This is a genomic window from Nocardiopsis coralliicola (genome assembly GCF_054779695.1).
Window position 1 is genome coordinate 33,530 of record NZ_BAAGXT010000046.1, and the last position, 12,752, is coordinate 46,281.

The 12,752-nt window shown below is 74.9% G+C and carries 10 protein-coding genes; 5 read left to right on the forward strand and 5 right to left on the reverse strand.

Annotated elements, in window-relative coordinates:
* Positions 1 to 4: 4 nt before the first annotated feature.
* Together ACYVGT_RS23585 and ACYVGT_RS23590 are read right to left on the reverse strand one after the other, a co-directional pair.
* Positions 5 to 949: an AurF N-oxygenase family protein gene (locus tag ACYVGT_RS23585; RefSeq protein WP_460862389.1), complete on the reverse strand. Its 945-nt coding sequence runs from the start codon at positions 947 to 949 to the stop codon at positions 5 to 7.
* Between the two features lie 55 nt (positions 950 to 1,004).
* Positions 1,005 to 1,895, reverse strand: coding sequence for an SDR family NAD(P)-dependent oxidoreductase (locus tag ACYVGT_RS23590; RefSeq protein ID WP_460862390.1), 891 nt, complete (start codon positions 1,893 to 1,895; stop codon positions 1,005 to 1,007).
* Positions 1,896 to 2,068: 173 nt separating this feature from the next.
* Here ACYVGT_RS23590 and ACYVGT_RS23595 point away from each other — a divergent pair, with 173 nt between their 5' ends.
* Positions 2,069 to 2,827: a MerR family transcriptional regulator gene (locus ACYVGT_RS23595; protein WP_460862392.1), complete on the forward strand. Its 759-nt coding sequence runs from the start codon at positions 2,069 to 2,071 to the stop codon at positions 2,825 to 2,827.
* A 127-nt stretch (positions 2,828 to 2,954) separates the two neighbouring features.
* On the opposite strand, the gene ACYVGT_RS23600 is transcribed toward ACYVGT_RS23595, so the two are convergent.
* Both ACYVGT_RS23600 and ACYVGT_RS23605 read right to left on the reverse strand, forming a co-directional pair.
* Entirely contained in the window at positions 2,955 to 3,893 is a 939-nt protein-coding gene (locus ACYVGT_RS23600; RefSeq protein ID WP_460862394.1) for an alpha/beta fold hydrolase, read from the reverse strand.
* A 47-nt stretch (positions 3,894 to 3,940) separates the two neighbouring features.
* Positions 3,941 to 5,824: a GMC oxidoreductase gene (locus ACYVGT_RS23605; RefSeq protein WP_460862396.1), complete on the reverse strand. Its 1,884-nt coding sequence runs from the start codon at positions 5,822 to 5,824 to the stop codon at positions 3,941 to 3,943.
* 231 nt (positions 5,825 to 6,055) lie between these two features.
* Between ACYVGT_RS23605 and ACYVGT_RS23610 the strand changes: the two genes are divergently transcribed.
* A complete protein-coding gene (locus tag ACYVGT_RS23610; protein ID WP_460862399.1) occupies positions 6,056 to 6,691 on the forward strand; it encodes a DUF6230 family protein in 636 nt (211 codons plus the stop codon).
* A gap of 5 nt (positions 6,692 to 6,696) precedes the next feature.
* Positions 6,697 to 8,157 (forward strand): DUF6114 domain-containing protein, encoded by a 1,461-nt coding sequence (locus ACYVGT_RS23615; RefSeq protein ID WP_460862401.1) that lies wholly within the window; start codon positions 6,697 to 6,699, stop codon positions 8,155 to 8,157.
* Positions 8,158 to 8,743: 586 nt separating this feature from the next.
* Here the strand turns inward: ACYVGT_RS23615 and ACYVGT_RS23620 are convergent.
* Positions 8,744 to 10,567 (reverse strand): UvrD-helicase domain-containing protein, encoded by a 1,824-nt coding sequence (locus ACYVGT_RS23620; RefSeq protein WP_460862411.1) that lies wholly within the window; start codon positions 10,565 to 10,567, stop codon positions 8,744 to 8,746.
* Between the two features lie 644 nt (positions 10,568 to 11,211).
* On the opposite strand from ACYVGT_RS23620, the gene ACYVGT_RS23625 reads away from it, so the two are divergent.
* Entirely contained in the window at positions 11,212 to 11,514 is a 303-nt protein-coding gene (locus ACYVGT_RS23625; protein WP_460862413.1) for a DUF3817 domain-containing protein, read from the forward strand.
* Between the two features lie 159 nt (positions 11,515 to 11,673).
* The gene (locus ACYVGT_RS23630; protein WP_460862404.1) at positions 11,674 to 12,369 is read left to right on the forward strand and encodes a DUF1707 SHOCT-like domain-containing protein; all 696 of its coding nucleotides are present in this window, start codon (positions 11,674 to 11,676) and stop codon (positions 12,367 to 12,369) included.
* Positions 12,370 to 12,752: the final 383 nt, after the last annotated feature.

A 12,752-nucleotide genomic window follows, 5' to 3' on the forward strand; every position in this document is an offset into this window, starting at 1 on the left:
GGCGTCAGGCGCCGACCGCGGCGGGTGCGCCGGGGCGGCCGAGCAGGCCGGCGCGGCGCCAGACGTACTTCGCGGGCCCGGCGAGCAGCCCGGCCTTGTCGAACGTGGCCACCACCTTGCGGGCGGCCCACGTCTTGGTGTCGATGTGGTGCGGGTTGCGGCGGGCTGCGCGGGCCGCCTCGCGCGGATCCAGGCCGACCGAGCGGTACACCTCGGGGCTGATCAGGCGGGTCGCCGAGAAGTAGACGACCAGGCCGAGCACGAACCGGCTGTAGGCCTTCACCAGCGGTCCGTGGTTGTCCCAGTCGCGGATGATCTCCTCGCGGGCGTAGCGCATGTGCCGCGCCTCCTCGATCACATGGATCCGGGAGACGGCCTGCACCAGCGGGTCGAGGGTGTCGTCGACCATGGCCTCGCGCTGCAGCTGGTCGAGGATCTCCTCGACGAACAGCGCGCCGGAGAAGGTCAGCGGGCCGTTGGAGATGGCCTTGAACACCCGGCCGAGGTTGTGCGTGATCCAGTCCGGCCGGTAGGCCCGGCCGGCCAGCTTCTCGGTCATCTTGCCGAACATCACCGAGTGCCGGCACTCGTCGGCGATCTCGGTGTAGGCGTACTGGATGTGCTTGCTGGTGGGGTCGCGGTCGTAGGCGTGCCGGACCAGCATCTGCATCAGGATCGTCTCGAACCAGAGCCCGATGGAGGCGATGCTGGCCACCTCGTGCCGGCTGAGCTCCTTGCGCTGGTCCTCGGTGAGCCGGTCCCAGAGCTCGGTGCCGTACAGCGAGATGCGCTCCGGACGGAGCGCGTACCGGTCCATGGCGACCGGCGCGTCCCAGTCGATCTCGATCAGCGGGTCGTAGGAGGCTTTCGCCGAGGAGCGGAGCAGCCGCTTGGCGATGTCCTCGCGGTTGGTGACGGACGGCTTGGCTGCCTGGGTCTGCACGGTCATCGCGGGTCTCCTTCGGGGGTGCTGCGGACGTGCGAGCGCTCGGCCGGGAGGGGGGTCAGGGGCGGGGGCCGCCGGTGCCGCCGGCGGACGGAGCGAGCGCGGGGGCGCCGTGGCGCTCCCGCAGCCCGCGGGTGATCGGCCCGCCGGCGAGCTCGCCGGTGCGGACCAGTTCGGCGATCTCGATCGCGGCGATGCGGTCGATCAGGCCGGGAGCGTGCCGGGTGAGCCGGAGGGCGGCGGTGCCGACGGCGGTGGAGGCCAGGTCGCGTGCAGGGGTCCCGGCGGCCGCGGCGCGCAGCACGGTGAGCACCGTGTCGCGCACCTGCTCGGCGGGGACCAGGCCGTCCAGTGAGACGCCCGCCGCGCGGGAGGCGTCGTGGATCGGGGTGTCCACGTAGCCGGGGTAGACGGTGGTGACGCCGATGTGCGTGCCGTACTCGGTCCGCAGCGTGTCGGCGTAGGCGGTGAGCGCCCGCTTGGACACCGCGTAGGCGCCCGCGAACGGCACCGAGAGCCCGGCGAGCAGGGACGCGGTGACGATGACCCGGCCGCGGGCCTCCAGCAGAGCCGGCAGTGCCGCGGCGGTGACCCGCCAGGTCCCCAGGACGTTCACGTCGAAGGCGTCGGCGGCCGCGGAGTCGCCGGAGCCCGCCGGCCCGGGCATGGAGCCGATGTCGGTGGCCGGGCCCACGCCCGCGAAGTGGATCAGCCGGTCGAGCCCGCCGAGCCGCTCGACGGCTTCGCCCACCGCGCCGCGGACCGACTCCGGGTCGGCCACGTCGCAGGTGAGGACCGCGCCGTCGGGGCCGCCCGGTTTGCGGTCCAGCCCGGCGGCGTGCGCGCCGAGGCGCCGCAGCAGGAGCATCGCGGCACCGCCGAAGGCGCCGGATGCGCCGGTCACCAGGACACGGCTGCCGCGCAGGTCCGTGAGGGGCGCTCGACGCATATGTGATCTCCTCCACATGTCTTTCCAGAACGTTACAACGGCCATTGTCACGATGCAATAGGGCCGTTGCCGCGTGCAGCGGAGCGGGCACCCAGGGGAGCGCCGGTGCGGCGCAGCGCAGCGGAGGACTCCCGGCAGTCGAGATGTTCCCGCGCAGTCCCTAGGCTGAGCCCATGGCCGAATACCGCATCGACGAGCTGGCGCGCCGTGCCGACACCACCGTGCGCAACGTGCGCGTCTACCAGGACCGCGGGCTCCTCTCCCCGCCGCGGCGGGAAGGGCGGGTGGGCATCTACACCGAAGCGCACCTGGCCCGGTTGAAGCTCATCGCGCAGCTGCTCTCCCGGGGGTACACCTTCGCCAACATCAGCGAGCTGGTCTCGGTCTGGGAGCGCGGCGGCGACCTCAACGACGTGCTCGGGTTCGAGTCGGCGGTGGGCGACCCGTGGAGCGACGAGATCCCCGGGCACGCCACCCGGGCCGAGCTGGCCGAGCTCTTCGGCAGCGAGGTCACCGACGCCAACATCCAGCGCTCGATCGAGTTCGGCCTGCTGGAGGAGGACGGCGACCGCTTCCGGGTGCCGAGCCCGCGGCTGCTGCACGCCGGCGCTGAGCTCGTCGCCGCCGGCATGTCGCTGCCCGCAGTGCTCGACATCGCCGAGCGGCTCGGCGGGCACATCGACCCGGCGGCCGAGGAGCTTGTCCGCGACGTCGCCGACCACATCCTCGAAGCGCATGCCCCGGACGGTGTGCTCGCCGGAACCGATATAGGAGAGGCGGCCGACCTGATCCGCCGGCTGCGGCCGCTGGCCCAGACCGCGGTCGACGCGCTGCTCGCCCGCGCGATGGCCCGCCACCTGCAGGACGTCCTGGGCGAGCACTTCTCGGAGATGATGGAGATCGTCACCTCCGGCAAGGCCGAGACCGCCTGAGCGGCGCCCGGCTCCCGGCGCGGCGCGCCGCGCGCGGTGCCGTGCCGCACGCCTGCCCGCTGGCACGGCCCGTCCGCGCCGGCGCACCGCGGCGGCCGCGGACGGTGCCACCGCCGCCCCGCCGCGGTCAGGGCACCCGGCACAGCTCTGCCAGGAGTCCGGCCGTCTCCTCCGGACGCTCCAGGGGGACCATGTGCCCCGCTCCCTGCGCCGTATGGACACGCGCATGCGGCAGCTCCGCCGCCAGTGCGCGCAGGTGCCGCTCGGGAACCACCGGGTCGTGCTCCCCGGCCAGCAGCACGGCCGGTACCGCGGCCAGCGCGCCCAGCCGACCCCGCACGTCGTGCCCCGACATCGCCGCGTGCGCCTCGCCGACCGTCTGCGCCTGCGCGGTGTGCAGCTGCGCCGCGACGGCCGCGACGTCGGTGTCCTGCGCCTCCGGGCCGAACAGGGCCCGCCGCACCGCCGCCCGGTAGGCGCGCAGGTGCGGCGGTAGGCGGGTGTGCACCGCATCCGCCGGCCCGGCGAGGCCGCGCAGGACCGCCATCCCCGTCCTGACCGCGGCTCCCGCCGCGCGCTCCGCCGGCGCGAAGCCCGCCGCGGACGTGTCCAGGGCGGTCGCCGAACCGCAGGCCAGCAGCACCCCGCCGACCCTGCCGCCGCCCCCCGGCTGCCCGGCGAACAGCTCCGGCCGCTCCGCGGCCAGCGCCGCCACCGCCATGGCGCCCAGCGAATGGCCGGCCAGGACCAGCCGCCCGCTGCCGCCCTCCTCCTGCGCCACCAGCGCTGTGTCCGCGGCGAGCTGCGCCATAGTCAGCGGCGCTGTGCCGCGGGTCGACGCGCCGTGGCCGCGGTGGTCCCAGCGCACCACCCGCACCGCGCCGCCGCCGGCGGCGGCGAGCAGCGAGGCGACGGCCGACCAGGTGTCGGAGGTCAGCGCCCAGCCGTGGGCCAGCAGGGCGGTGGCCGGCGCGTCCCGCGGTCCGCGGGTTCGGACGCGCAGTTCGGCGCCGTCGGGCGTGGTGAGGGCGGTCGTACGGTCGGCGGTATGGCGCAGGTGCGTCATCGGCGGTTCCTCGGGTCGGGGGCGGGGCCGAGGCGGGCGGGGCGCGGCTAGTCCTCCCCGGCCCCGGGCTCGGCGCCGGCGGCGGCAGCGGCGCTGGCGCCGTCCGGGCCGGCGGGGGAGATCGTCAGCGGCCGGCCGAACCGCAGCTCCGCGAAGGCGCCCGCGGGCACGGCCGGCTCCTTCGGGTAGACGGGCGCGACGCGGGCATAGCCGGCGCCCGGTTCCGGGCGCGGATCGGCATCGCCCTTGTTGGGCCACAGCGCCATGGCACGCTCGGCCTGGGCGGTGATCGTCAGCGAGGGGTTCACGCCCAGGTTGGCCGAGACCGCCGAGCCGTCCACCACGCTGATGCCGGGGTGGCCGTACAGCCGGTGGTAGGGGTCGACGACGCCGTCGCCGGCCGACGCGCCGATCGGGCAGCCGCCCAGGAAGTGGGCGGTCAGCGGGATGTTGAGGACTTCGCCGACGTTGCCGCCGGGGAAGCCGTCGATCCGGTCGGCCAGCCGCTCCATCGCGTCCTGGCCCTGCGGGATCCATGTCGGGTTCGGCTCGCCGTGGCCCTGCCGGCTGGTCAGCACCTGGCGGCCCAGCACCCCCCTCTTCAGCGAGGTGGTCAGCGAGTTGTCCAGCGACTGCATGACCAGCCCGATGATCGCCCGCTCGGAGAACCGCCGTACCGAAAGGCTCCGCGCGAACAGGTAGGGGTGGCGCGCCGCAGTGCCGAGGAACCGCAGCCAGCGCGGGATTCTGCCGCCGCCGGGCACCTGCAGCGTCGACAGCAGGCCCATCGCGTTGGAGCCCTTGCCGTAGCGGACCGGCTCGATGTGGGTGTGCGCGTCGGGGTGGATCGAGGACGTGATGGCGACGCCCTGGGAGAAGTCCTCCGGCGGGTCGAGGTGCCGGGTCATCGCGCCGCCCAGCGACTCGGAGTTGGTCCGGGTCAACGTGCCCAGCTGCGCCGACAGCCGCGGCAGGCGGCCCTGGTCGCGCATCCGGTGCAGCAGGTTCTGCGTGCCCCACGCGCCGGCCGCCACCACGACGTGCTGAGCGGTGAACGTGCGCGCGTTGGCGCGGGTGCGGCGCTTGCCGGTGGCGAGCGTGTCCACGGCGTAGCCGCCGCCGGGCAGCTCGCGGATCCGCTCGACGGTGGTCATCGGGTGGATGGCGGCGCCGCCGCGCTCGGCGAAGTAGAGGTAGTTCTCCAGCAGGGTGTTCTTCGCTCCGTGCCGGCAGCCGGTCATGCACTCCCCGCACTCGGTGCAGGACCGCCGGCGCGGGCCGGCGCCGCCGAAGTAGGGGTCGCCGACCTCGGTGCCGGGAGCGACGTCGGGGGCGGCGCTGCCGCCGCCGGCGTCCCCGCCGTCGCCGAAGAAGACCCCGACCGGGGCCAAGTGGAAGCTCCCGCCCACGCCCATGTCCTCGGCCACCGCCTTCAGGTGCGTGTCGGAGGGCGTCATCGTGGGGTTGGTCCGCACCCCCAGCATGCGCTTGGCCTGGTCGTAGTAGGGCGCCAGCTCGGCCCGCCAGTCGGTGATCCCGCGCCACTGCGGGTCGGCGTAGAAGTCGTCCAGCGGCTCGTAGAGCGTGTTGGCGTAGTTCAGCGAGCCGCCGCCGACGCCGGCGCCGGCCAGGATCATCACGTCGCGCAGCACGTGGATCCGCTGGATGCCGTAGCAGCCCAGCTGGGGGGCCCAGAGGAACTGCTTCAGGTCCCACGAGGTCGCGGGCAGGGTCTCCGGGGTATGCCGCTGGCCGGCCTCCAGGACGGCCACGCGGTAGCCCTTCTCGGTGAGGCGCAGCGCGCTGACCGCGCCGCCGAACCCGGAGCCGATGACGACGACGTCGGCTCCGGACTCACTGCCGGCGGGGCCGCCCGGGCCGGCGGCGTGCGCGGATCCTCCGGCGGCGGAGGGAGGGGTCTGGGAGGGCACGGGGCACCTTTCCTGGGCTCGGGGGCGGCGCCCGCCCGGTGCCGGTCTTCATCGCGGCGCCAGGGCGGAGCGAACACTTGGAAACGTGACATTAACTATTGTAATGTTCCTCACCTACCCCCGAGTAGGCGTGAGTCATGTAACACGCGAGGTGGTGTTCAGCGCAAGGCCCTTCACCCTGCGGACCGCCCGCGGATGCGGGCGGGCGAGAGATTCAGGAGAACCCCCCTTATGCCTGACGAGCCGATCGATGCGAATCCGGTAGATCCCCCCACTCCCAGCGGCGGCACCCGCTGGCGCACCTTCGGGCTCGCCGTGCTGCCCGGCCTGGGCGCCGCCGCCATCCTCGGCCTGATGACGACGCAGGGGCTGCTCGCGGCCTCGTTCGCGGTCTCCGGCGACAACTTCAAGCTCTCCGCCTCCCAGCTGGAAGGGGAGGGCTTCACCCAGTACGGCGACGTCGCGACTTCGGTGGACGACTCCTCCCGGCCGGTGGGGCTGTCCACCGTGGACAGCGCCGAGATCACCGACATGTGCATGTCGGCACTGCTGCCGCTGCCGATCGGCGAAGCGACCCTGCTGATCGGCGCCGGCGGCGGCGAGACCCCCGTCGAAGGAAGCAACCTCACCCTCGACATCGAGCAGCTCGAAGGAAACGCGAGCTTCTCCAACATCGAGATCGGCCGCGACGCCAGCACCCTGGACAAGGCCGAGGGCGGCTCCGGGCCGGCCGGCGGCTTCGGACTGCAGGCCGACACCATCTCGGTGGCGGACCCCGAGATCACCTCGTGGGCGGTCAACGCCGGCAGCCTCAAGCTCAGCGGCCTCAGCCTCGCGCTGAAGCCCGGCAACCACGAGTGCTTCTAGAGCCCATGCCCGAACCGACGCCCGAACCGACGGCGCGGCCGCGCGGCCCGCTGCGCGCCTTCCGCGACTGGCGCAGGACCCGGCCCTTCTGGGGCGGAGCCCTGCTCGCCGCGGCCGGCGTGGAGCTCATGGCCGCGCCTGCCGCGGTGGACCTGATCCTCCCGCTCAACCTGGTCATCTACGCCGGGGTCGCGGGCATCTCGCTGTACCTGATCGGCCTGCTGCTGATCGCACTCGGCGTCCTGGTGTGGCTCCAGCCGCAGCAGCGCGCCTTCTACGCGGTCGTCGGCACGCTGCTGTCGGTGGCGTCGTTCGTCACCGCCAACTTCGGCGGTTTCGTCATCGGCATGCTGCTCGGCATCGTCGGCGGCGCCCTCGTCTTCTCCTGGCGGCCCGAGCGCCCGCCGCGGCGGAGCAGGGGCGGGGGGCCCGAGCCGGCGGATCCGGACGAGGCCGCGGACTCCGGTGGTGCTGAGGACGGCGCCGCCGAGGCCCGGTCCGGTGCGATCGTGCGCCGCGCCGAACGGCCGCCGGAGGAGTCCGGCTCCGGCCCAGCCGGCGGCGGGGCCGCCTCCGGGGAGGCATCCGGCCGCGGTCCCGACGCGGGCGGGGAGCACCGCAGGCTGCACGGGTGGGCCGCCGCGCCGCTGGCGCTCGCGCTGGCCCTGCCCGCCGCCGCTCCCGCTGACATCCGGTGGCCGTGGGACGACTGGTTCGGCGGCGGAGACGGCGGGGAGTCGGCCCCGGCCGACCCGGAGTCGCCCTCGCCGTCACCATCCCCGTCGCCGTCGCCCAGCGAGCCCGGCGAGGGCACGCCGCCCGCAGAGGAGCCGGGAGGCGGCTCCGGCGGAGACGGCGGCGAGGAGGAAGAGGAATCGGAGGCGGCGCCGGAGCCGGAAGGCGACGGCGACCCCGCCGACTGCGAGGTCCGCACGGGCGCGGAGTCCGCAGCAGAGACCGAGGAGGAGTTCCTCGCCGCCGTGGAGGCGTGCGAGGCGGCCCGCGAGGCCGGTACCGCCCCTCAGGCTCCGCTCGCCGACGGCGCCGGGCCCTTCACCGCCTCCGACGCCGAGTCCGGCCTGACCGCGGACTCGATGACGATGTACGGTGCGCAGTTCGGCGGCGTCGTGGAGTATCCCACCAGCTCGGGCACCGAGCGCTACCTGCAGATCCGGATGGACGAGGGCGCCGTCACCGGCGGCGAGCTGTGGTGGATGCACAACGGCAGCCGCGCGTCCCTGGGGCTGCCGGAGATGGACCTGGCGGGCGCTGACGGCGGGCAGCTGGTGCTGCACGTCCAGGAGCTGACCATCACCATCCTCGGCATCAGCATCACCTTCACCCCCGACTTCCCGCCGCCGCTGCTGCCGTCCCTCATCCCGATCCCCAACGTGGAGGTCACCCGCCCGGTCGCCGACGCCGGACACCTGGCCGTGGACGGCCTCGACCTGCGTGCGAGCAGTTAGGGCCTGTGGGGCGGGTGGCGTTCGTCGCGAGCGGTGTCGGCGGTGCTCCCGCCGCACGGCCGGCGAGGGAGTCAGGGCGGGTTTCCCTGTCGAGGAGAGGAGAACGCCGCGAGGGGCTGGCCGGTGGTCGTCGGCGGCCGGTGGCCGCTCGGCCGGAGCGCCGGTCAGCCTGTTCGGAACCGCGGTGTCGGGCGCGTAGGTGCGGCGGCAGGCCCGCGTCGAGTCCTTCGGCGGTGCGGGCGTCGCGGTGTTCCGGGCCGGGCTGGTTCTCCGGCATCCGGATGATCGCTGTGCTGCGCTGGTGCAGCCAGGACGGGGACGGGAACCCTCCCGGGCCCGTCTGGGCGTGCTGGGCGGATGAGCAGATGTCCCAGGGGTGCGTGCGACGGGTGGACCTGGCGACACCGCTCGCGGCACACGCCGTGACGCGCAGTCGGCGGTGGCGGGCGGGCACCCCTGCTGCTCCCGCCACCGGACGCGCGCCGCCGCACCCCCAGGCGCGAACCGGCCGCGGCTCCCGCAGGGGACCGCGGCCGGACCGCTGCCGCGTGGGCCGGTCAGCGGCTCCGCGCGGTCCTCGGGCGGGTCAGAGCAGTGCCTCCTGCTCCTGGTCCGCCGCCTGCGCCTGCGGCAGGAGCCGGCTCGGCGCGCCGACGTAGGAGACGTAGAGCGCGTCCCGGGCGCGGGTGCACGCCACGAAGAGCAGGTTGCGCTCGTGCTGGTGGATCTGCTCCAGAGCCACCGGGTCGCCCTCGGCGGCGTCCAGAGCGGCCCGCGGCGGCAGCAGCGGCTCGCTGACGCCGACCACCGCGACGCAGCGGAACTCCTGCCCCTTCAACCGGTGCAGGGTGCCCACCCGCACCGACGCCGGTGCGTCCGGGGCGTCGACCGCGGCCGTGGGGATGCCGCGCGCCTGAAGCTCCTTGGCTGCGGCGCGCGCCACCCACTGGTTGCGGCCGGCGACGGCCACGGCCGAGGGCGCTACCCCCGCCTCCAGCCACACCCGCACCCATTCGCCCAGCGCCGCGCGCTCCTCAGCGCGGTCGCGGCAGCCGCGCAGCACCGGCTCCGGCCCGTGCAGCAGCGACCGGTAGCCGGCCAGTGTGTCGGCGTCGTCGTCGAGCCCGACCGCGGAGCCGCGGCCGAGGATCGGCACCGCCCAGTCGAGGATCTCCTGGCTCACCCGGTAGCTGATCCGCAGCCGGTGGCCGCGGCCGCGCACGTTGATACCGAGCGAGGCGAGCGAGACGCGGTTGTCGGAGATCCGCTGGTGCGGATCGCCCACGATGAACAGGTCGTCCGGGCCTTCCGGGACGGCGGCCCGCAGCATCCGCCACTGTGCGGGGTGCAGGTCCTGGGCCTCGTCGACGATGATGTGCCGATAGCGGGTGCCGGTGCGCCGCAGGTGTCCGGCGGCGGCCTCGGCGATCTGCGGGAACGACCAGGCGCCGTCGGCGCGCAGGTCGGCGGTGTAGCGCTGGACCGCATCCCACACGTGCGCGCGGTGCTCGGGCGCGAGGTGCAGCAGGCGCCCGCTGCGCTCGCAGCGGATGTAGTCGGCGGCGCGGGTGAAGCCCCGCGCCAGGATGACCTGCTCCCACTCGTCCACCAGGAACCGGCCCGAGTACGGCAGGCCGTCGGCTGCGGCAGCCGTCCGCCAGCGCTCCGCGAGCGCGTCCGAGCCCAGCGGCTCGGGGACCAGGCCGGAGTGCTCGTGCACGATGCTGCGCGCCAGGCTGTCGATGGTCGACACCTGCACGCGGGCGCGCACGCCGGCATCGGGCAGCAGCCGGTCGAGGTGGCCGGAGAGCGTCTGGGCGAGGAGCCGGTTGTAGGTGGCCAGCAGGACGGGCGGGCGCACCTCGCCCGGGTTGGCGGCGGCGTCGCGCGCCGCGAGGTGCGCGGCGCGGTGCAGCGCCAGCACCGTCTTCCCGGTACCGGGCCCTCCGGTGACCTGCGCCGATCCGCGGAACCGCGCGTCGACGATGCGGTGCTGGTTGGGGTGCAGGGTGATCTGCCATTCGTCGAAGGACCGGCCGAGCTGCGCCGACAGCTCGTCCGGGCCGCTGATCCGCGGCGCGGTGGCGCCGGTCGCCTGGGCCGGGACCAGCTCCGCCGCCGGGGCCGGCGGGAGGCCGGTGTGGTCGCGGGCCAGCGCGAGCGCGTCGTCGCTGGTCCGGAGGGCGTCCAGGAGGCGGGCGCCGTCCGCGGCGGGCACCACGACACCGGCCCACTCCGGACCGATGCGCAGCAGCCGGATGCGCGGGTCGGGGGCGCCGGGTACGGCTTCCAAGCGGTCCTCGGCGCCGCCCATGAACGCCTCGACCACGGTGAGCACCGCGCTGCGCATGCTGGGGCCGAGGCGGGAGAAGTCGGAGAGGAAGTTCGGGGAGATCGCGGTCTTGGGCACGTCCTGGCTGGGCACGTCCAGCTGTCCTCCGTCGCCTGCGAGGGGGGCGCGGCCGGCCGGAACACATCCAGAAATGCGGGCCGACCTGCGCTTTTGTCAATAACGTCATGCTCGGCGCGGAATTTGGGCAAACGCCGCAGAGTGCGGGTGGGCGAAGATATTCCGGCGGGTTTCGCGGCCTGTAGTCTGTGCAGCTCAAAGGGTGTTTTTCGGGGATGTTTTCGAATGCGCGGGGAAGGTTTTCCGCCGGGTTCCGCGGCGGGCTCCGCGACCTGCGGTTCCGTGCGGTGGCCAGGTGTCCGGAAAGCATGATCTGAACAGTCCGAATCAGGGTCAACCGGGGCGCCGGTGGCTGCTTCGCCGCAGTTGGCGGAGTAGACGGCGAGGGGCGTCCGAGCGGTGGCCGGGGCTCGATATCGGACCGGCAGGGCGGGGGAGGGCCCGCCGGCCGCTGGAGCGCCCGGCGGGCGATCGGCGTGCGGAGCAGCACTCCGGGGCCGGTGCGGTGCGGTGCCGAGGTTCGGACACACTGGAGGGGACCCGTCACCCTCTCCCCGGGAGCACCCGTGCCAACACCGTCCCCGCAGGCCGCGGCCGAAGCCGCTCCGAGCGCCGCCGCCCCGTCCCGCTTCGCGGCGCGCACCCTGACCGCGTTCCGTGCGATCGCCGCGTTCGAGGCGTTCACCTGGGCCGGGCTCCTGGTCGGCATGTTCTTCAAGTACGGAGCGGCCGGCAACGAGATCGGCGTGCAGGTCTTCGGCCCGCTGCACGGTGCGGCGTTCGTCGTCTACGGGGCGGTGGCGCTGCTGGCCTGGCGCGTGCACCGCTGGTCGCTGTGGACGGGCCTGATCGGGCTCGCGGCGAGTGTGCCGCCGTTCGGTACGGTCCTGTTCGAGCGCGTGGCCGGCGCCCGCGGGCACCTCGAACCGCACCGGTCCGGCCGCTGACCGGGCGCCCCGGCGGTGCGGGAGGCCCGTCCCGGCCGCGGAAGCGCGCGCGGAGGGAAACGGTGCAACCGGTATGATCCAGGGCACAGCGCTCCGCGGTTGCGCCGGGCGCGCCGGAGGAAGGCGGTCGATGTGCCGGGTGAGGAGCCGCAGTCGCGGATGGGGGTCGGGGACGCCCGCGAGCGGGCCGCCGAGGCGCTGCGGGACGCCGCGGCCGGGAGCAGACGTCTGACGAAGAGGTGGTCGAAGGTGCCGCGCGAAGAGCCGGGGTCCCAGATGCGCGCGGGCGACGCTGACCGCGAGCGGGTCGCCGAAGTGCTGCGGGAGGCGGCCGCCACGGGCCGGATCACCCTCGACGAGCTCGACGAGCGGCTGACGGCGGTGTTCGCCGCCCGCACCTACGGCGACCTCGAGCCGCTCACCGCCGACCTCCCGGAGAGCACCGCGGCCGGCGCGGAGCCGGCGGTACCTGCGGCGCGGGGCCGGGAGCCGCTCGAGCTCAAGGCCACCGCGGGCACCCTCACCCGCAAGGGCACCTGGGACGCTCCGGCGCAGATCTCGGTGGCCAACCCGATGGGCAGCACCCTGCTCGACTTCCGGTCGGCCCGCCTCGCCGCGGCGACGACGTCGATCGACATCGGTGCCTCCTGGGGCGAGGTGCGGGTGGTGCTTCCCGAGGGCGCCTCCGCCGAGATCGCGGTCGACTCGTCCTGGTTCGGCTCGGTGGACAGCCGTGTTCCGGACCGGCCGGCCCCGCCCGCGCCGCACTTCATCATCCGCGGCACGGCCAAGGGCGGCTCCGTCCAGGTCCGCTACGCCAGCCGCATCCAGCAGATGCTCGGCTTCTCCGGCTGATCCCCGGCACGGTCCCCGCCCCGGAGCCTGCCGCTCTTCCGCGCGTTGCGGATCCAGCGGCTGGAGCCGGTCCCGGGCAACCGCGGGCAGCCCGCTCTCTCCGGCCGCGCGGCCGCCGCAGGGCCTTCGGCAGACGGCGGCCCGGCAGGCCCGGCAGGGCTGCGCGGCCTTCGTGCGTCCGCGCGCAGGCGGAGGACCACCGCCCGCCGGGGCTCCTCCCCGTCTCCGTATCGGGGGGCGGTCTGCTGCGGCCGCCCGCGGGGGCGGCTGCGGGCGCACCCCCGCGGCGCGCGTGCGGCCGGCCGCCGGCACCGGTCCAGTGCAGATGCGCCCACGGGCGGCGGGCGCCCCGGCTCCGGTTGCGCCGGGCCCCGCCGTCCGGC